The sequence below is a fragment of the Gemmatimonadota bacterium genome, assembly GCA_040388625.1.
GTDB lineage: Bacteria > Gemmatimonadota > Gemmatimonadetes > Gemmatimonadales > Gemmatimonadaceae > Fen-1247.
Genome location: JAZKBK010000004.1, coordinates 494,514 through 514,271, shown reverse-complemented (window position 1 = coordinate 514,271; position 19,758 = coordinate 494,514). Strand labels below are relative to the sequence as shown.

At 62.0% G+C, this 19,758-nt stretch carries 19 protein-coding genes; 11 read left to right on the top strand and 8 right to left on the bottom strand.

Translation table 11 applies throughout. The annotated features are described in order from the left end of the window. Window positions 1-200: 200 nt before the first annotated feature. From gyrB to V4529_10945, 4 genes are all read right to left on the bottom strand, one after another. Window positions 201-2,150 carry a DNA topoisomerase (ATP-hydrolyzing) subunit B gene (gyrB, locus tag V4529_10960; protein ID MES2358841.1) on the bottom strand — a complete coding sequence of 650 codons (1,950 nt, stop codon included), beginning with the start codon at window positions 2,148-2,150 and terminating at the stop codon, window positions 201-203. A gap of 146 nt (window positions 2,151-2,296) precedes the next feature. Further along, window positions 2,297-2,611 (bottom strand): DUF721 domain-containing protein, encoded by a 315-nt coding sequence (locus tag V4529_10955; GenBank protein MES2358840.1) that lies wholly within the window; start codon window positions 2,609-2,611, stop codon window positions 2,297-2,299. Then, window positions 2,601-3,725: a DNA replication and repair protein RecF gene (recF, locus tag V4529_10950; protein ID MES2358839.1), complete on the bottom strand. Its 1,125-nt coding sequence runs from the start codon at window positions 3,723-3,725 to the stop codon at window positions 2,601-2,603. The genes V4529_10955 and recF overlap by 11 nt, the downstream gene beginning before the upstream one ends. A gap of 42 nt (window positions 3,726-3,767) precedes the next feature. Beyond that, window positions 3,768-4,550, bottom strand: coding sequence for an enoyl-CoA hydratase-related protein (locus V4529_10945; GenBank protein MES2358838.1), 783 nt, complete (start codon window positions 4,548-4,550; stop codon window positions 3,768-3,770). Window positions 4,551-4,617: 67 nt separating this feature from the next. Here V4529_10945 and V4529_10940 point away from each other — a divergent pair, with 67 nt between their 5' ends. The 9 genes from V4529_10940 to V4529_10900 all read left to right on the top strand — a co-directional run bounded on the left by V4529_10940 (window position 4,618) and on the right by V4529_10900 (window position 12,675). Further along, a complete protein-coding gene (locus V4529_10940; GenBank protein ID MES2358837.1) occupies window positions 4,618-5,637 on the top strand; it encodes a DNA topoisomerase IB in 1,020 nt (339 codons plus the stop codon). A 15-nt stretch (window positions 5,638-5,652) separates the two neighbouring features. Further along, complete coding sequence (locus V4529_10935; GenBank protein ID MES2358836.1) at window positions 5,653-6,291, top strand: uracil-DNA glycosylase family protein; 639 nt, start codon at window positions 5,653-5,655, stop codon at window positions 6,289-6,291. A 145-nt stretch (window positions 6,292-6,436) separates the two neighbouring features. After that, complete coding sequence (locus V4529_10930) at window positions 6,437-7,690, top strand: hypothetical protein (GenBank protein ID MES2358835.1); 1,254 nt, start codon at window positions 6,437-6,439, stop codon at window positions 7,688-7,690. A gap of 154 nt (window positions 7,691-7,844) precedes the next feature. After that, complete coding sequence (locus V4529_10925) at window positions 7,845-8,267, top strand: cytochrome c maturation protein CcmE (GenBank protein MES2358834.1); 423 nt, start codon at window positions 7,845-7,847, stop codon at window positions 8,265-8,267. 39 nt (window positions 8,268-8,306) lie between these two features. After that, entirely contained in the window at window positions 8,307-10,346 is a 2,040-nt protein-coding gene (locus tag V4529_10920) for a heme lyase CcmF/NrfE family subunit (protein ID MES2358833.1), read from the top strand. Next, window positions 10,343-10,912 (top strand): cytochrome c-type biogenesis protein CcmH, encoded by a 570-nt coding sequence (locus V4529_10915; protein ID MES2358832.1) that lies wholly within the window; start codon window positions 10,343-10,345, stop codon window positions 10,910-10,912. The genes V4529_10920 and V4529_10915 overlap by 4 nt, the downstream gene beginning before the upstream one ends. Then, on the top strand, window positions 10,909-11,262 hold the full coding sequence (locus V4529_10910) for a hypothetical protein (GenBank protein ID MES2358831.1): 354 nt from the start codon (window positions 10,909-10,911) through the stop codon (window positions 11,260-11,262). Before V4529_10915 ends, V4529_10910 begins: the two co-directional genes overlap by 4 nt. Beyond that, window positions 11,216-11,524: a hypothetical protein gene (locus tag V4529_10905; GenBank protein ID MES2358830.1), complete on the top strand. Its 309-nt coding sequence runs from the start codon at window positions 11,216-11,218 to the stop codon at window positions 11,522-11,524. Before V4529_10910 ends, V4529_10905 begins: the two co-directional genes overlap by 47 nt. Before the next feature lie 62 nt (window positions 11,525-11,586). Further along, window positions 11,587-12,675, top strand: a complete 1,089-nt coding sequence (locus tag V4529_10900) for a TonB family protein (GenBank protein ID MES2358829.1) — start codon at window positions 11,587-11,589, stop codon at window positions 12,673-12,675. Here V4529_10900 and V4529_10895 read toward each other — a convergent pair. The 4 genes from V4529_10895 to cutA are packed head-to-tail and all read right to left on the bottom strand — an operon-like array spanning window position 12,670 to window position 16,202. Continuing rightward, window positions 12,670-14,343, bottom strand: coding sequence for a hypothetical protein (locus V4529_10895; GenBank protein MES2358828.1), 1,674 nt, complete (start codon window positions 14,341-14,343; stop codon window positions 12,670-12,672). The genes V4529_10900 and V4529_10895 overlap by 6 nt on opposite strands. A gap of 10 nt (window positions 14,344-14,353) precedes the next feature. After that, the gene (locus V4529_10890; GenBank protein MES2358827.1) at window positions 14,354-15,109 is read right to left on the bottom strand and encodes an ABC transporter ATP-binding protein; all 756 of its coding nucleotides are present in this window, start codon (window positions 15,107-15,109) and stop codon (window positions 14,354-14,356) included. After that, window positions 15,106-15,870 (bottom strand): hypothetical protein, encoded by a 765-nt coding sequence (locus V4529_10885; GenBank protein MES2358826.1) that lies wholly within the window; start codon window positions 15,868-15,870, stop codon window positions 15,106-15,108. Before V4529_10885 ends, V4529_10890 begins: the two co-directional genes overlap by 4 nt. Then, the gene (gene cutA, locus V4529_10880) at window positions 15,867-16,202 is read right to left on the bottom strand and encodes a divalent-cation tolerance protein CutA (protein ID MES2358825.1); all 336 of its coding nucleotides are present in this window, start codon (window positions 16,200-16,202) and stop codon (window positions 15,867-15,869) included. The genes V4529_10885 and cutA overlap by 4 nt, the downstream gene beginning before the upstream one ends. Before the next feature lie 40 nt (window positions 16,203-16,242). On the opposite strand from cutA, the gene uvrA reads away from it, so the two are divergent. Continuing rightward, window positions 16,243-19,080, top strand: coding sequence for an excinuclease ABC subunit UvrA (gene uvrA, locus V4529_10875; GenBank protein ID MES2358824.1), 2,838 nt, complete (start codon window positions 16,243-16,245; stop codon window positions 19,078-19,080). Then, window positions 19,080-19,751, top strand: a complete 672-nt coding sequence (gene sdaAB / locus V4529_10870) for an L-serine ammonia-lyase, iron-sulfur-dependent subunit beta (protein MES2358823.1) — start codon at window positions 19,080-19,082, stop codon at window positions 19,749-19,751. Before uvrA ends, sdaAB begins: the two co-directional genes overlap by 1 nt. The last annotated feature ends 7 nt before the right edge of the window (window positions 19,752-19,758 follow it).

The window sequence follows — 19,758 nt, the reverse complement described above, 5'->3', positions numbered from 1 at the left end:
CGGCGAATCGGATGAGTGATACGCGCCGAGTATAGGGCGGAGGAGTGGGCGCGAGACCAAGCTGGGGTAAGCGGGTGTGGGCGATTCGTTGCTGCAGGACGCGTCGCCCGATTCTGTGAAGCAGGTAACGCAAGAGCCCGGCAATCGATGGAAGATTGCCGGGCTCTTGCGTTCGTCAAATCGTCTTACATGGACGTGTGCTACACGTCCAGATTGCTCACGAACTTCGCGTTTGCCTCGATGAACTGTCTGCGCGGCTCGACGTCATCTCCCATGAGTGTCTGGAAGATCTCGTTGGCCTGTACGGCGTCCTGCATGTCGACCTTGAGCAGGGTGCGCGTGTTGGGGTCCATCGTGGTTTTCCAGAGCTGGTCGGGGTTCATCTCACCGAGCCCCTTGTAGCGCTGGATGTTGACCGACGTCTTGCCGTCGTTGCCGCCAAGGCGCGCGATGAGATCGTCGCGCTCCTTCTCGTCGTAGGCGTAGTACTCTTCCTTCCCCTTGGCGACGCGATAGAGCGGCGGCTGAGCGAGGTAGATGTAACCGGCCTCGATGAGCTCCGGCATCTGCCGGAAGAGGAAGGTCAGCAGCAGCGTGCGGATGTGCGCGCCGTCAACGTCGGCATCCACCATGAGAATGATCTTGTGGTAGCGCGTCGATTCAAGTGTGAAGTCGTCGCGGATGCCGGCTCCGATCGCCGTGATGATCGTGCGGATTTCCTCGTTGGACAGCACCTTGTCGATACGTGCCTTCTCGACATTGATGATCTTGCCGCGCAGAGGAAGGATCGCCTGGAAGTTGCGGTTGCGGCCCATCTTGGCCGAGCCACCTGCGGAGTCGCCCTCGACGAGATACAGCTCGCAGAGAACCGGATCGCTGAGCGAGCAATCGGCCAGTTTGCCTGGCAGGTTGCCGACGTCGAGCGCACTCTTCTTGCGCGTGAGATCGCGTGCCTTGCGCGCAGCTTCGCGAGCGCGCGACGCGGAGAGCGCTTTCTCGATGATGATGTTTGCGACCTTCGGATGCTCGTCCAGATAGCGGTTGAGCAGGTCGTTCATCACCGACTTGACGGCGCCTTCGACTTCGGAGTTGCCGAGCTTGGTCTTGGTCTGACCTTCGAACTGCGGCTCGTGAACCTTGACGGACAGGACGGCCGTGAGACCCTCGCGCACGTCGTCGCCGGAGAGTGTCGACTCCTTGTCCTTCTTGTTGAGATTGCTGCGGCCGAGGTACTGGTTGATGACGCGTGTCAGGCCGGACTTGAAGCCCGTGAGGTGAGTTCCGCCTTCATGGGTGTTGATGTTGTTGACGAAGGAGAAGACGTTCTCGTTGTAGCCGTCGTTGTACTGAAACGCGATCTCGATCCCGATGTCGTCGTGGGTGGTGTCGATGTACACGACCTCGGGATGCAGCGGCTTGGTGCGCGCGTTGAGATACGCGACCATCTCCTGCAGACCGCCGCGGGCGATAAATGTCTCCGCCTTCTCCTGTCCGACGCGCTCGTCCGTCAGCGTGATACTGACGCCCTTGTTGAGGTACGCCAGCTCGCGCATGCGATTGGCAAGCGTGTCGTACTTGTAAACGAGGTCGGTGAATATCAACTCATCCGGCTTGAACCAGGTCTTGGTGCCGGTGTCGTTTTTGGGAACCGTGCCAACGACCTTGAGCTTGGTGACGGTCGTGCCGCGGTTGAAATCCATGTAATAGATCTTGCCGTCGCGCTGGACCCACACCTTGAGCTGCGACGACAGCGCGTTGACGACTGAAACGCCGACTCCGTGCAGACCGCCCGAAACCTTGTAGCTGTTCTTGTCGAACTTGCCGCCGGCGTGAAGCACGGTAAGTGCGAGCTCGACACCGGGCAGACCTTCGGTCGGGTGCACGTCGACCGGAATTCCACGTCCGTCATCGACTACGGTGATCGAGTCATCCTTGTGGATCGTGACTGAGATCTCGCTCGCATGTCCGGCGAGCGCTTCGTCGATGGAGTTGTCGACGACCTCGTAGACGAGGTGATGAAGACCAGTTGCGGATGTCGATCCGATGTACATGCCGGGCCGCTTGCGAACCGCCTCCAGCCCCTTGAGAACCTGAATGTTCTCCGCATCGTAATGCGAAGTCGTGCGATCGATCTTTTCTTTGACAGCCATTTACGCGACCAAAATTGGCGTGGGACGGCTACCGAATAAATACCGAATGCAACGGTGCCGTAGACTCTATAATATAACCGGAACGGACCCCATTGGCAAGCGTCGTGGCACGCTGTAAGCTATTGTGCGACAACAACTTGGCGGTGTCAGACCGGCCGCGCCAACTGGAACCGGAGCTTTCGGACCCGCGGGCGCGCGGGATCGGTATTCAATGCCCTTACCAGCTGCGGCTCCATGAGCTGCAGCTCAGTCATCCAGGCATTTGTCCGGACCGCCACGAACAGCGATCCGTCGGGCGTCACGAACAGCGGCTCGGTCACGGCGGCAATGTCGCGCCCAACCAGCTCGGCCCATTCCGGCACGACTGCGGACTGGACCATGCGGACGTCCAGCCCGGCTTCCTTCAGGTAGAAACTGAGTGCGTCGGAGATCCGTTCAGGAGTGCGTTTTTTATCGGACACTCTCGCCCCCGGGTGCCACTCCAGACGCGATCGCGCCGGCGGCTATGTGCCACCGCACCAGTCTGCTCAGGTTTGGCGGTATGTCGCCCGCGCGTGGCACGGTCAGGATCGTCTGCCCGGTCACAGCCTCCTGAAGCAACGCGAGGATGTGCGCGCTGCGACGCACGTCCAGCTCCGCGAACGGATCGTCCAGAAGCAGCAACGGATCAGTGCCAGCATGCGCCTTGAGTGTCTCTGCCTCCAGCAATCGGAGCGTGATGGCGGCGGTGCGCTGCTGACCGCCGGAGCCAAAAGTGCGCAGATCATGTCCGCCGATCTGCATTGCAACGTCGTCCCGATGCGGCCCGGCGTGCGTCAATCCCCTGCGAATATCCAGCGTGCGCTTGCGAGCGAGCGTGTCGCTCAATTCGTCGGCAGCGTCTCGCGGATTCGCGGTCGACGTCACGTAGCGCATGGTCATCGGCTCGGGCTCGCCGATCGCGGCGGTGATGCGCGTGTACTCGCGCTCGTGCTGATCCATCCACGCGATCCGCTCAGCCAGTAGAACTGCACCGCTCGCGGCAAGCGCGGGCTCCCATGCAGCCACGCTTTCATCGGACTGGACTCCGCGCGCAACTCCGCGCAATGCGGCGTTGCGCTGCGTGAGTGCCGCACGGTACTGCTGCAGCGCGCTGAGGTAGCGTGGTGAAGTGAGCGCGAGCGCGACGTCCAGAAATCGCCGTCGCTCACTCGGCGATCCGCTCACGAGCGCGACATCGCGCGGCGATATCACGACGGCCGGAAGCGAACCGAGCGCGCCACTCAAGCGCTTCACCTCCGCGCCGTCGGCGGTCACGCGCTTTCGCCCGCGACCGAACGCGGCGGAGATCTCGTGCTCACCGTTGGTTGCAACTGTTGCGTGCAGATGAAACGCGCTTGCGCCGAAGCGCACGAGATCTGCGTCGCGCGCTCCGCGAACCGAGCGGAGAAGCTGGAAGTAGTAGATCGCTTCCAGAATGTTTGTCTTGCCCTGGCCGTTGTCGCCAATGATGACTACACCCTCGGCCGGAAACGCGAGCTCTGCACGCACGACGTTGCGGAAGTCACGGATCGATAGACGATCGAGAAGCGCCATTGGTATGCAGCCAGCCGTCAGGGCGACGCTTCCGCGTCTCCGTCAGCGTCCGTTGAAGCCCGGCGTGCGCTTCTCGAGAAATGCCGACATTCCTTCCTTCATGTCGTCAGTTGCGGCGAGCAAGCCGAAATGATTCGCCTCGAGTGTCAGACCTTCGTCGAGAGTCATGCCGAGTCCACGGTCCACGGCTTCGATGCTGAGCGCGACCGCGAGCGGCGCGTTCTGCATGATCTGCTTCAACATTATCTGCGCGGCTCCGATCAGCTCGGCAGCGTGCACGACGCGGTTCACGAGTCCGATGCGAAGCGCTTCCTCCGCGTCGATCATCTCGCCCGTCATGAGCAGCTGCAGCGCGCGCCCCTTGCCAACGAGGCGCGGGAGCCGCTGGGTGCCACCGTAACCGGGAAGGATGCCGAGCTTGACTTCGGGCTGGCCGAACTTGGCGTGCTCCGATGCGATGCGCACATGACACGCCATGGCGATCTCGCATCCGCCGCCCAATGCGAATCCATTGACCGCCGCTATGACGGGTTTGGGGCACATCTCGTAGCGGCGAAAAACTTCCTGGCCGGCGCGAGAACGGCCTTTCGCCACGAATGGCGATTGCCCCTGCAGCTCACTGATGTCCGCGCCGGCGATGAACGCGCGTCCGGCGCCGGTGAGAATCACGCCGCCAACGTCCTGTCGCACTCGCGCGTCGTCGATCGCCGCGCCGAGCTCGGCGATCGTAGCGGAGTTGAGCGCGTTGAGCTTGTCGGGGCGGTTGACCGTGATCGTAGCGATCCGGTCGGCGACTTCAAAGGTGATAAAGTCATAGGAAGACATGCGCTGAATATAAGCGCCGCCGGACCGCCGGTCCCGGAAGGCAGCCTTCTTGCTTGGATCGCCGGACATGCGCCAAACCTGGCTCTCGAGAACCGGCAGGAAGCGCGGGCGTTTCAGCTACGTGACGTCGTCGGGGAAGGCGGTGAGTGCTGCACGCGCCGCGCAGATCGACGCGCTGGCGATCCCGCCCGCGTGGACAGACGTTCATATCGCTGCGAGCGAACGCGCCGCGATTCAGGCGTGGGGTTTCGACGCTCGCGGTCGCAAGCAGTACCGCTATCATCCGAATGCGGTGAAGCGCGGCCAGCGACGGAAGTATTATCGCGTTCGGCAGATGGCGCGCGATCTGCCGGCGATTCGGCGGCGCGTGTCGGAAGATTTCCGGCGAAAGGATTTCTCTCCCGAGAAAGTCCATGCTGCCGTGATCCTTTTGCTTGCGGACGGCTTCTTTCGAATCGGGAACGATCGATACGCGAAGGAGAACGGCACGTTTGGTCTGACGACGCTCAGCAAGTCGCACGTCGCAGTGGACGGCGACAGAATCAGCTTCGACTATGTAGGTAAGCGATCGATCAGACATCGCAAGACGGTTGTGAATCGGGATCTTGCGCGGTTCGTAGAGTCGCTGCTGAAGGTTCCCGGCCGGCGGCTGTTTCGATATCGGGACGGTGACAGTGCATGGCACAACGTGGAGTCCGGCGAGGTCAACGACTACCTCCAGGAGATTGCGGGATTTCCATACAGTGCCAAGGACTTCAGGACCTGGGGCGGCACGTTGCGCGCGGCAACGGTGCTCGCGGATATTGGCGCCGCGCAATCGGAGCGCGAAGCAAAGAAGAATGTTGCGACCGCAATCAGACTCGTCGCCGCCGAGCTCGGCAATACGCCGACGATCTGCAGAGAATCGTACGTGCATCCGGTGGTAATCGAGCGGTACCTGGAGCATGGTGATACAATACGATTACCGGCATCCACCAATCATAGGTCTGCGCGCGGTTCATGGACGCCGGAAGAGCGCGCGCTGATTCAGTTTCTGGACGAATATTTTCCGGACCGTCGTCAACGGAGACGCAGCGGTTCGGAGTAGAGGTGTATTTCGCGAATGTCTGGTGGGTTGCTCGAGCGCGACGCCGGGCTCGATCTCGAACGAGCGCTGGAGCGGCACTGCGCCGCGTTGAGTGCGTGCCGCGCGTGCGGCGACAGGGTTGCGGGAGCGATTCCCATACTGTCGATGGCGCGCCGCCCGCGCGCGATGCTGGTGGGGCAGGCGCCCGGGCAGGTCGAGATAACCGGACAACGGCCGTTCGCAGGGCGGGCTGGCAAGACTCTGTTCAGGTGGCTGGCGCAGGCGGGTCTCAGTGAAGAGGAGGCGCGCGAGCAGATCTATATCGCCGCGATCACACGTTGCTATCCCGGTGCGAGCGCGAGCGGACGCGGCGACCGCGTGCCGTCGCCAGCAGAGCAGGAGTTGTGCAGCCACTGGCTGGATACGGAACTCGCGCTGATCAGGCCCGCGGTGGTGATCCCCGTCGGGCGCCTCGCAATCGACCGATTTCTCCCCCGCGCGCCGCTCGACCTTCTGATCGGCCGAGAGCACATTTGTGAGCTGAACGGGCGGGAGACAACTGTAATTCCCTTACCGCATCCATCCGGCGCGAGCAGCTGGGTCCACGGCGCGGGGCACAAGGCACTGCTGGATGAAGCCCTTTCGCTGCTGCGGCGCCGGCTACGCCCTGAGTAACCTGACAAACATCTTACCCAGCGACGGCGCCAGTCAGGTTAAATAAATAAGTCAAGGAAAACCTGCACTTATTTAGAGATCGGCATTCGGCCGCCCCTGTGCGAGGCGCGCTGGAGACCGGTCAGAACCGAAAAGGAGCCGAGGCATGTTGTCAGGATCGTGGATCGAGCGCACACTGGAGAAGGGTCGGGGGAGTGTGCGTGATTGGTTCCAGGCGTGGATGCTGCTCTTCCTTATAAGTGGGTCGGTGGTGTCCGTCGTCGCGTGTAACAGCGATCGCAATCCCGTGGAGCCGCCGCCGTCGCCGCAGCTGATTGCGAGCGGAAAGCAGATCTTCAGGTTCGACACGTTTGGTGACGAGAAATTCTGGACGGACACGCTGCACATGGAGCGCGTGATCCAGGCAGCCGTCGATCCCACGACCGCGCTGTCGGTGGGGCTCAAGGTGGACATGGATACGCTTCCTGCAGCGCTCGTGCAGGCGATTCAGGCGGGCCAGGTGGACCTGAAGAGTCCGGCCACCACCGTCGCGCTCATCAAGCTCGGCGCCGTGGTCGGAGTGCGCGGGACGGTGGTGACTGTGAACGGACGTGACTCTCTGACACGGGTCGGAATCACCTGTGCGCTGTGTCACTCGACTGTGGACGACGCATTTGCTCCAGGGATCGGGCACAGGCTGGACGGGTGGCCCAACCGGGACCTGAATCCAGGGGCCATCATCGCTCTCTCGGGCGCGCTCACGCCGGCGCAAAAGGCCGTGTACAACTCCTGGGGAGCGGGGAAGTACGATCCACGTTACAACTTCGACGGGAAGAATGGGCCGACCGTCATACCGCCGGCGTACGGGCTGGCGGGGCTGCATTCGGTGACATTTACGGGTGACGGGACGGATCTGGAATACTGGAACCGGTACGTCGCGGTCACGCAGATGCACGGGCAGGGCAATTTTTCGGAGCCGCGTCTGGGAATCAACGTGCAGCAGCCGGCGCCCAATCTGGTCGAGCCGAAGCTTCCGGCTTTGCAGGCGTACCAGCTGAGCCTGAACGCGCCTGCGGCACCGGTCGGGTCGTTCGACGCGACTGCGGCCGCGCGCGGGCAGGTGGTCTTCGCGGGCCCCGGCAAGTGCGCGCAGTGCCACGTTGGCCAGGAATTCACGGACGGCAACACTCGTCTGCACGCGCTATCCGAGATACCGACCGATCCGGCGTACGCCTTGCGGACGGCGACCAAGCAGTGGAGGACCTCGCCGCTCAAGGGAGTGTGGCAGCATCCGCCGTATTTTCACGACGGGAGCGCGGCGACGCTGGCGGACGTGGTGGAGCGGTACAATTCGAAGCTGGCGCTGAACCTCACCGCCCAGCAGAAGGCCGATCTCGTGCAGTATCTCAAGTCGTTATGACCGTTGATGGGGCGCGCGGCGATGGCCAAAGCGCCGTGCAGGATCCCGGACGGCGCCGCCCGGAGCGCAAGGGTCGGTCGGTGCCGCCGGTCACCTCTTGTTTTCGCCGCAGGCGCTCCATTTGCGGCGGTGACAGACGATATATTTCCCTGCTGTGAAAGCGAGCACCAAATTCCTGACTGGCGGTGCGCTGATACTCGGCGTGGCCGGATATCTGATGGCGAGCTCCATCAGTAAGACGGCGACGTATTATCTCACGCCGACGGAGCTTTCGAGCAAGATCGCGACCGATCCCACGTTCTACAACACGGGCGTCAAGGTTGGCGCGCGTGTTGTGAGCGGTTCGATCGTGCGCCAGCCTGGCGGTCGCGAGACGTCGTTCCGAATGACCGACGGGACGCACACGTACAACGTGGATTATCGTGGCATCACGCCGGATACGTTCACGGACAGCGTGGACGTAGTGGTGGAGGGTCGCCTCGGGCGCGACCAGGTATTTCATGCGACGACACTCCTCGCCAAGTGTGCCTCGCGGTATGAGAACGCGCCGGATCGTCCAGCGCGCGCTCAGACGTGACGACAGCGCGGCCATGACCGCGCTCTACTTCTCCTTACAATGATTCTCGTTGGTGAGCTGTCGCTGTGGGTCGCCTTGTTGATGGCGGTCTGGACGGCGACCGTGTCTTTTGCCGGCGGCTCGCTCAAGCGCCAGGATCTTATCGCGAGTGCTGAGCGCGGAACTTACGCGACGTTCGCGATGGTGGTTCTTGCTTCGGCCGGGTTGTGGACGGCGATCTTCACCCACGACTTCTCCTTCAAGTACGTAGCGTCGTACACCAGCGCGAATCTACCGAAAGCCTATCTGTTCACCGCGTTCTGGGGCGGGCAGGCGGGCTCGATGTTGTTCTGGGTTCTCATCCTCACCTTCTTCTCGTCGATTGCGGTGCTGACGAGTCGCAGCCGCAATCGCGAGCTGATGCCTTACGTGATCGGCACGCTCGCCGTGATCGCGATCTTCTTCCTCGCGACGCTCTGCTTCGGCTCGAATCCGTACGAGCGGCTCGACTGGCTGCCGGTCGATGGGCGCGGAATGAATCCGCAGCTCCAGAATCCGGGAATGGCGATCCATCCGCCGAATCTCTATCTCGGTTACGTCGGAACCAGCATTCCATTCGCATTCGCGATCGCGGCGCTGGTTACTCGCCGGCTCGACGCGGAGTGGCTGGTCGCGGTGCGGCGCTGGGCGCTGGTCAGCTGGTTCTTCAACACGACGGGCATCGTGCTTGGCATGTGGTGGGCGTATGTCGAGCTCGGATGGGGCGGCTACTGGGCCTGGGATCCGGTCGAAAATGCCAGCCTGCTCCCGTGGCTCACGACGACTGCGTTTCTGCATTCGGTGATGGTGCAGGAAAAGCGCGGCATGCTGCGCAAGTGGAACGTGACGCTGGTCATTTGCTCCTTCCTGTTGTCGATCTTCGGAACGTTCATCACTCGCAGCGGAGTGATATCCAGCGTTCACTCGTTCGCTCAGTCGCCCGTTGGCAACTGGTTCGCCGGATTCCTCGGCGTCGCGATCATCGTGAGCGTGTATCTCGTCACCACGCGTCTCAAGGACCTCAAGGCCAACGCGGTGCTCGAGAGCATGGTGAGCCGAGAAGCGGCGTTCCTGTACAACAATCTCGTACTGGTTGGAATCGCGTTTTCGGTTTTGTGGGGAACGCTCTTCCCGATTCTCACCGAAGCGGTGCGCGGCACCAAGATCACGGTCGGTCCGCCGTTCTTCAATGCGGTCAACGTTCCGCTGGGACTGCTATTGCTGCTGCTGACCGGAATCGGTCCCCTGATTGCGTGGCGTCGTGCGTCGGTCGCGAACTTGCGGCGACAGTTCACGTTTCCGGCATCGGCGCTCGTCATCGTACCGGCGCTGTTGTTTGCCGCTGGCATGCGAAGCATGTCCGCGATGATCGCGTACGCGTTCGCGGGCTTCGTCGCGGCGACCATTCTGCAGGAATTCTACAAGGGTGTTGGCGCGCGCCATTCGATGTACGACGAGGCAGTGCCAGTTGCATTCGTGCATCTGATCGCGCGGAATCGCCGGCGTTATGGCGGATACATCGTACATGCCGGCGTGGTGATCATCTTCTGCGCGTTTGCCGGACTCGCGTTCAAGACGGAACATGATCTTACAATTTCCGCTGGCGATACCAAGACCCTGGTCGATCCGTTCGGGCACACTTGGACGTTCACGAGCCAGGGTGTGTCGCGCTACGACGTTCTGAATCGTGAAGTAACCGCGATAGCACTCGAGACGAAACGCGACGGCAAGCGGATGGGCGTCATCACGAGTGAGAAGCGGCAGTACTTCTCCGGCAACGACCCGAACAATCGCGTTCCGACCTTCGAGCCGGCGACGGCGGTGGGAATCAAGGGCTCGTTCAGGCAGGACGTGTACGTGACGCTCGCCGGTGTGACTGGCCAGGATACGGGCGAGATACGAATCACATTCAACCCGCTGGTGCGCTGGGTGTGGCTCGGCGGAATGTGCATGGCGGTCGGCGGTCTGATCGTGATGTGGCCGCAGGCAGAGCGCAGGAGAAAGCAGGGCGGATACGTGACGACGCTGCGTCCGGACGCGATACCGGTGGAAAGCGCATGACGATGGGGCGCAGACAGTTTCTGCTTTCTGTCGCGAGCAGTCTTGCTGTCGCGCGCGTTGCGAGTGCGCAGGGGTCGGCGAATTCGATGGACATGGACATGAGCGCCGCCACGTACAAGCCGGTGCGACTGCCCGCGAAGCCGAATGCCACTCCACTGCTGAGCGACGCGCAACGGGACGACCTCGAACACCACATTCACTGCCAGTGCGGCTGCAACCTCGACATCTATACTTGCAGGACAACCGATTTCACGTGTCCTGTCTCGCCGTCGATGCACGTGGACGTGATGGGGCTGGTCGGGGGCGGATACGGTGCGCAGGAGATCCTGGCTGCGTTTCGCTCGGTGTACGGTGAGCGCGTGTTGATGGCGCCTGCAAAGGAAGGCTTCAACTGGCTTGGCTATCTGGCTCCATTCGTGACGCTTGGCGCTGGCAGCGTGCTGGTGTTTGCGCTGTTGAAGCACTGGAGCAGGCCGGAGGCAGAGCCAAACATCCCGGAGGATACGGTTCACGCCACGCCGGAAGAGCTTGCGCGTTTGCACGAAGTAATGAGGGACGACGCATGATTGCGATGATCGTTGGAACCGGGCTTGCCATCGTGGCGCTCTGTTTCGTGCTGTATCCACTATTCCGGGAGCCGCTCGGGATGAAGTCGGTGCCGCGGGTGGTGAGCCGAAGCACCGGCGTCACGACCGCGGTCGACGCACTGCGCGAGATCGAGTTCGACCATGTAACCGGGAAGCTTTCGGATACTGACTACGCAGAGCTCAAGTCGTCGTACACGCAGAGTGCCGTAGCCGCGATGCGCACGGGTGAGCCGGCGCCGGCGAGTGAAGTGGTCTGCGCGCGCTGCGGGCCGCGTCCAGAGAGTGACGCGGCTTACTGTTCCGAGTGCGGGAACGTTCTGGCGGCCTGACCGGGTGTTCTATCAAACGCTGTCGATGGTCGGCGCGGCCTTCTTGCTCATCGGGTTCGTGTCGCTGCAGGCGGGCAAGATGCGAAACGACGGCGCGGCATTCAATGTGCTCAACTTTGTTGGATCGGGGCTGCTCGCCTGGGTCGCGATCCATGACCGGCGCGCCGGGTTCATCATCCTCGAAGTGGTGTGGGCGCTCGCCTCCCTGCCGCCATTGTTTCGCGCGTTCCTTGGAAAGACAATCGAGGGAAAGACGTTGTAGGCATCGATCCGGAGGTTCAGATGCACTGGTCGCCCGTGCGGATCTCAAGAGGTTCAGCTGTAATGCTGCCTGCGCTCCTGATCCTGAGCGCGTCGCCGGCGTTGACCCGCAACGCTGCCGCGCAGGGTACCATCACCGGCACCGTGCGTGACTCGGCCGGTGTTGGAATCAACGGAGCAAAAGTCTCCGTAGCCGGCACGGCGCTCAGCGCCGAGAGCGACGATTCCGGCCGGTTCATCCTCCAGGGAGTCCCTCCCGGCACAGGATCGTTACATGTTCGGCGCCTGGGCTTCTTACCGGTGTCCATCGATGTTGTCGTCACCAACCGAACGACCACGCACGTCGACGTGACGATGAAGGACGTGCCGCACGAGCTCAGCCCGGTGGTCGTGCGCGCAAAACTTCCGCGCCACTACGAAGGTTATCTGGCGGGATTCTACGAGCGACGAGATCGCGGCTTCGGGCACTTCATCACGGCTGACGAAATTGCGGAGCGCGCGCCGCTTAAGATCACAGACATGCTCCGGATGGTTCCGGGACTTCAGATCACCGAAAGCAATCCGGACGAGTCTCATGTTCGCATTCGCGGCAATAGCTGCTGGCCGTCGGTCTGGATCGATGGCACGCCCGCCAACTCGGCAGAGTTCGATCTGGACTGGGTGACGCCGAGCGATATCGTTGGAATCGAGATCTACTCGGGCATCGCCACCGTTCCGCCGCAGTTCGTCGATCGGCTCGGTCCCATACTTTGCGGAACCATCGTTGTCTGGACCCGCCAGGGCGAGCCCAGAAAGAAGAAATCGCTCACCCCGGCGGAACTCGCCGACCTTGTCGACCGTCTCAAGGTCTACACCGCCGATCAAGTGGACATACCCGCGCGAGTGGACTCGTCCGCTCCTGCCACGCCCTGGTATCCCGATCCACTCTACAAGGAGCGCGTCCCCGGACGAGTCCTGGCGGAGTTCGTGGTCGACACTGCTGGGCGCCCCGAGCCGGAAACGATTGGCATCGTCTCATCGACCGATCCTCGGTTCGCGGCCTCTGTAGTCCGGGCGCTTTCGGAAGCCCGATTCATTCCCGCGCGCCTCCGCGGCCATCCCGTTCGGCAGCTGGTTCAGCAGCCGTTCACATTCGTCGGGCCTGCGCTATAGCTCCAGTGCGGTCAACCGTCGCACCGCCAGGTGGATCGGTGCAAGAGTTGCCGTCAGACACAACGCCGCGGCGGCTGAGAAGGCGATTATCATCTCCGTCGGGTCGATCGGACTCCCGAACGATCGCGCCAGGAGATACGTGTATACCGGCCGCGCCTCGAGCACGATCACGGCACCGATGAGCGAAATGGCGGTCATCATGAATATGAGACCGCCGAACGATGTAGGTATCTGCGCCGCGTTCTCAGTTTCGAACTGGGGGAAGATGGTTCCAGCGCCGATCGCGAGGCCGGATATTGCGAAGGTAAGCAGCGTGATCGTACCGATCGAAACCGCGGTCATGAACTCGCTCACCTCGAGAAGCACGTCGGTCGTGAAGACGATCGCGAGCGCCAACGCGAGAAGTGGCATCGTACCCACCCAGAACTTCGCCCACAGCAGATCGCGCATCGAGAGTGGGCTGGCCTTGAGCAGCCACCACGAGCGTCCTTCCAGACTCACCGACGGAAAGATGAACCGCGCAGCGATCGAGGCGAGCACGAATCCAGCGAGGACGAGATTCAGGAATGGAACTATGTTGGCGAGGAAGAAGGTTATTCCGTCGCCGCGCAACGGAAGAAAGCGAACGTTGAGCACGTACACGACGACGAGCACGACCAGCAAGATCAGCTGCGACCACTGCGTCGTATCGCGGAAGAACAGGCGCAGTTCCTTGAGCACGAGCTCTCGCCGCGTCGCGGGAAGCATGTTCAGCAGCATGCGCGACCGTGCGCGGCCGCGTGTCGCCGTTCTGCCGCTTCCTTCCTGTGATTTGCTGAATCCAGCGGCGTAGAGGGTGCGATGCAGTATCGCACCCATGACGACAAGCGCCGCAGCGGTCGACCACAGTAGATAGAACGGCAGCGCATCCGGCTCGTAACGCAGCCAGCCGAGCACGCCCGTCTGCACCCAGTCACTCGGGAGCCACGGCGAAGTGGGCGTCCGCAGAACTGCAAGAAAATCGACGAGGGAGCGAAAGCCCTCCGGTCGGGCGAGTCGTTCGGGACGCAGCAATCTGAACGCGAGTATGACGCCGCCAGCGGCGAGCACCGTGATCACGCTGAGAATGTCACGCGTGCGACGCGCGGGGAAAATGTTGACAAGCAGCAGCGTGACAGCTGCGCCGACGGCAGCCGGAATTATCAGAAACGGAATCACTGCGGCGACAGCAACGAGCGGATACCACCAACCTCCGTCGTACGCGATTCCGTATGCCGTGAAGATGGGAAACGCCATCAACACGACCATCCAGCTCGAGTTCACCAGCGTCTCGATGAGTTTCGCACCGTATACGGACAGCCAGTCGACTGGCGTTCCAACAAGCAGATCCAGATCACGAGCGAGGAAGAAGGTGGACAGCGCGGTGATGACGTTGGATAACAACAGAAGGCCAAAAAAGCTCACGAGGACCAGGCCGAGCAGCTTTGCGGCGAGCAGCGTGCCGATCTCGGGAACGTTCCTGAAGTACGTCAGCAGCCGGTAGGTGACGCCGAATACGCAGAGCCAGAACACTCCGCCGACACTCGACAGGAGAACAATTCGCGCGCCGCGTCCGCGCGATCCCCGTCGCGCAACGGCGCGAAGCGATTGCACTTTGGGAGACAGTACGTGCAGTAGCTGCCGGACCATGATGTCGCCGTCAGACCGACAGAACTTCCAGCGCCGTACGCCCTGCCTTCTCTCCGGTCAGCCGGAGGAAGATGTCTTCCAGTCCGGAATCGTAACCGGTACTGGTGCGAAGCTCGGTCATCGTTCCCATTGCTGCGATCCTTCCGTTCTGGACGATCGCGATCCTGTCGCACAACGTCTCCGCCACTTCGAGCGTGTGTGTCGACATGACTATCGTATTACCACGATCGACGTAGGCGCGAAACAGGTCCTTGAGCAGACGTGCCGCTTTTGGGTCGAGTCCGACCATCGGCTCGTCGACGACTATGACTTCCGGACGGTGAACGAACGCGCTGGCGATGATGAGTTTCTGGCGCATGCCATGACTGTAGGTTTCGACCAGCTCGTCCTTCCAATCGACGAGATCGAAGAGCGCGAGCAGCTCTTCTCCACGCCGGTCGATTTCATCTCCACCCTGACCGTACAGACCGGCGACGAAGCGCAGGAATTCGGTGCCCGTGAGCTTCTCGTAGATGAATGGGCGATCCGGGATAAAGCCCAACCTGGATTTGGCCGCGACGGGATCGTCGGCGAGACTGACACCGCCAATCGCGATGGTTCCGGCCGTAGGCTGAAGAATGCCGGCGATCATGCGCAGCGTGGTGGTCTTGCCGGCGCCATTCGGGCCGAGGAGGCCGAACAATTCACCTCGTCGCACCGACAGATCCATTTCTGCAACAGCTGTGAAGTTGCCGTAACGCTTCGTGAGGCCTGCAAGCTGGATCAAGGTTTCGGGAGCTTCGGGTTGAGCGTGGCGATCTCGTAGGTACTGCGCGTCATCGACAGTCCGCCGGGCTCGCTCGCGGCAACGAGCCGGCCGCGTGAATCCACCCAGGCAGAAATCGCACGAGAGGGTGGTACGAGCTGCCAAGCGCGTACCGTGTCGATGTGAGCGGCTACCCAGTGCTTCCGTGCAGTGTCGAAAACGGCGCTATCCGCCACGCTGAATAAGGACTCTGCAGCAATGCGGAGCGTCACGGGTTCGACGCGCCGGCTGAGTGGATTGTAGATGCGGGTTGCAGTCGACGCCCCGATGTGGGGCGCGCGCGTGAGCATTATCGCGATCGGCGCCAGGGAGGGAAGCAGAACGCCTGAGCCTGCGGGAGGCGTTTCCCGGAGCTGAAGCGGATGCTCGATTCCGTTTACGGTGAGCGCGAAAGTATCTAGCGCGAATGCGCGGGTGAGGTGAGCGGTTGACGACGCGATTACCGATTGGCTGTCGCCGGCGATGAGCGCGCGCACCCGCACCGCCCCACGAGCCGTGAAGCCGCTTGCGGTGGTATCGAGCGATGAGCTAGCCCAGCCGATTGGCTCGCCCGTCTGATCGATCGTGTAGAAGTAGGTTGCCGGCTCGAGGCGGAGGACACCCAGTGCGAGGCGGTCAGCGTCGGAGACGTCGTGGCGACGTCTGACCATCCAGGCCAGCCCGATTGCCCAGCAGAGAAGAGCCGCCGCGGCGAGAACCCGGCGGTCCAGGTTCAGTTTCACGCGATCGAGAGGCCGGTCTCGTCCGCGATCCAGCTGAGGTACTTCGGCAGGCCGGCGGCGACCGGAAGGACCAGCAGCTCGGGCAGCTTGTATGGGTGGAGCGTCTCGAAAGAGGCCTGAAGGGCGTCCAGGCAGGCGGACCGGGTCTTGAGCATCAGGACTACCTCGGTCTCGTCGGCAACCTTGTTGTCCCACCGGTAGATGGAGCGTGCCTTTGGGAGCATCGTCCCGCACGCCACAAGGCGCCGCTCGAGAAGGGCCCGGACGAGGGTTGCGGCATCGTCCTCCGTCCCGACCGTCGTCAGGACAACTACTGCGTCGGAGTGTGGCATACCCGAATTTACACCGTAAGTCCGTTAGGTTTAGATGGCTATGGCAGAAGAGGCACTGATAGTTCGAGGCGCTCGCGAGCACAATCTCCGCGACGTCAATGTTACCATCCCGCGCGACAAGCTGACGGTGATCACCGGCCTGTCGGGCTCCGGCAAGTCGTCGCTGGCCTTCGATACCATCTACGCCGAGGGTCAACGGCGGTACGTGGAGTCGCTGTCCGCTTACGCACGCCAGTTCCTCGGGTTGATGGAAAAGCCCGATGTCGATTCGATCGAGGGACTGTCACCGGCGATATCGATCCAGCAGAAGACGGCGGGCCACAATCCGCGCTCTACCGTCGGGACCGTAACGGAAATCTACGATTACCTGCGTCTCCTTTACGCGCGCGCTGGCACACCGCACTGCCCCACGTGCGGCCGTGCGGTTGAGCGTCAGAGCGCCGCGCAGATCGCGGACACGATCCTGCAGTGGCCAAAGGACACGCGCATCGAGATTCTCGCGCCGCTCGTGCGCGAAAGAAAGGGCGAGTTTCGTGAGCTGTTCGAGAGTGCACGCCGCCAGGGGTTCGTGCGCGCCGTCGTCGACGGCGATCTGATCGAGCTTGCGTCGCCACCAAAGCTGAACAAGAAGCTGAATCACAGCGTCGCCATCGTCGTCGACCGCGTTGTCGTCAATCGCGACGACCGCGGCCGCCTGGCGGATTCGGTGGAGACTGCACTCAAGCTGTCCGACGGTCTGGTCGAAGTGAAACGTCACGACGACGATTCGTCGAACCTGTTTTCCGAGAAGTTCGGATGTCCCGATTGCGGAACGTCGCTCACAGAGCTCGAGCCGCGTCAGTTCTCGTTCAACTCGCCGTTCGGTGCGTGCCCCAAGTGTGGCGGACTCGGAACTCGTCGCGAGGTAAGCGAGGATCTCATACTCGGCGACGCCAGTCTGACCATTCCGGAAGGCGTGGTTCTCCCTTGGGGTGAGCCGGACGGATATCTGCGACGCACCATCCTTCCAGGACTCGCGCGCGAGCTCAAGTTCAATCTCGATACGCCCTGGGGCGAGCTGCCTCAGAAGACGCGCGACGCACTTCTTTACGGATCGGGCGGACGCCGCGGCGGTCCGCGCTCTGCCGACATCAAGTGGGAAGGAATCATCTCCAACGTGCAGCGCCGTTACGACGAGACTGAGTCGGATTCGGTGCGTCTCGATCTCGAGCAGTTCATGACCGCGCTTCCGTGCACTGCCTGTGGCGGACGACGGCTCAAGCCCGAGTCGCTCGCAGTGACGATCGCTGGCGTCAACATCGGCGACGTGGTCGAGTTATCTGTTGGCGAAGCGGTTCACTTCTTCAATGACATCAAGGTTCGATCGGGATCGCAACCCGGGCTCGACGCCGACATCGCCGGCCCAATCCTCAAGGAAGTACGCGAGCGACTGCGCTTTCTGGTCGACGTAGGTCTCGACTACCTGACGCTTGGCCGCGCGGCGGAATCGTTGTCCGGCGGCGAGGCGCAGCGCATTCGCCTCGCGACACAGATCGGCTCGCGACTCGTTGGCGTGCTGTACATACTGGACGAGCCGTCGATCGGTCTGCACCAGCGAGACAACGCTCGATTGCTCGCGACGCTGCGACAGCTGCGCGATCTCGGCAACACCGTGATCGTCGTGGAGCACGATGAGGAGACGATGCGCGCCGCGGATCACCTGATCGACCTCGGACCCGGCGCCGGAAAGCACGGTGGTTTTGTCATTGCCGAGGGCACGGTGGAGCAGGTAACCAACGATCGCGCGTCGGTGACTGGGCGCTACCTGCGCGGTGATTCGGTGATTGCTGTTCCGGAAAAGCGGCGCCCGCAGGATGGCGACCGCATGCTGTGCATAGAAGGTGCGACCGAGCACAATCTGCGCGACGTGACGGCGGAGATTCCGCTCGGCAATTTTGTCGCGGTGACGGGTGTATCCGGATCGGGCAAATCGACGCTCGTGGAAGACATTCTTCACAGTTCGCTCGCGCGCCACTTCTATCGTGCGCGCGTCATCCCCGGAAAGCACAAGCGCATCACCGGACTGGAGCACATCGACAAGGTCATCGACATCGATCAGAGTCCGATCGGGCGCACTCCGAGATCCAATCCGGCGACCTATGTCGGACTGTTCACACCAGTGCGTGAGCTCTTCGCCGAGCTTCCGGAGGCAAAGATCCGCGGATACGGACCGGGCCGCTTCTCGTTCAACGTGAAGGGCGGTCGTTGTGAAGCATGCGAAGGCGACGGCCTCGTGAAAATCGAGATGCACTTTCTGCCCGACGTGTACGTGCCGTGCGACGTATGCAAGGGCAAGCGGTACAACCGCGAAACGCTCGAGGTGCGTTTTCGCGGACTGAGCATCGCCGACGTTCTCGAGCTGACTGTCGAAGACGCTACGGAAGTATTCGTCAACCAGCCGCGCATTCACAACAAGCTCGTCACGCTCAATGAAGTCGGACTGGGTTACATCCACCTCGGTCAGAGCGCCACCACGCTTTCGGGCGGAGAAGCGCAACGTGTCAAGCTTGCGTCCGAGCTGTCCAAGCGGGACACGGGACGCACTTTCTACATTCTGGACGAGCCGACCACCGGTCTGCACTTCGAGGATGTGCGCATGCTGCTCAAGGTTCTGCACACGCTCGTGGATCGTGGCAACACAGTCCTCGTCATCGAGCACAATCTCGATGTCATCAAGACAGCCGATTACATCATCGATCTTGGACCCGAGGGTGGTTTGAAAGGCGGTACGATCGTGGCGAGCGGGACACCTGAACAGGTTGCACGTGTGGCAGCATCGCACACGGGGCAGTATCTTCGCCACATGCTTCCAGCAATGTCCCGGCGCAAGGCGGGCTGATGGTCTCTCTTCTCGATATCATCGGCCCCGTAATGGTCGGGCCGTCGTCATCTCACACGGCTGGTGCGTGCCGGCTCGGATTGCTGGCGCGCGGCCTCGTGGGTGGCACGCCGCAGACGGCCCTGCTCGAGCTGCACGGATCGTTTGCACGTACAGGCGAGGGGCACGGCACCGACAAGGCACTCGTAGCAGGCCTGCTTGGTTTTCGCCCGGATGACGAACGAATCAGAACTGCGCTCGAGATTGCCGACGGGGAAGGGCTCCAGTACAGCTTCGAGAAGACGACGATCAGCGACGAATCGCATCCGAATACGGTGCGAATCACTGTCGCGCGCGGCCCGCGTCGCGCCGTCATGGTTGGATCATCGCTCGGTGCTGGCCGCGTGCTCGTCACGGAAATCGACGGTTATCCGGTCGACATCAGCGGCAACTTCTACAGCATCGTGATTCTTGCCGCCGATGTGAAGGGGTCGATCGCGCGCGTCACGCACATTCTGTCCAACCACGACATCAACATCGCGACGCTCAAGCTCACGCGTAAGCAGCGCGGTGGTGACGCATTCATCGTGATCGAGTGTGATGACAATCCAGGCGAGGAAGTTCGCGACGAGATCCGCGAGCTCGCCTGGGTTCGCTGGGCGATGCGGCTGGATCGAGTCTCCGGCGGTTGAGGCAGTC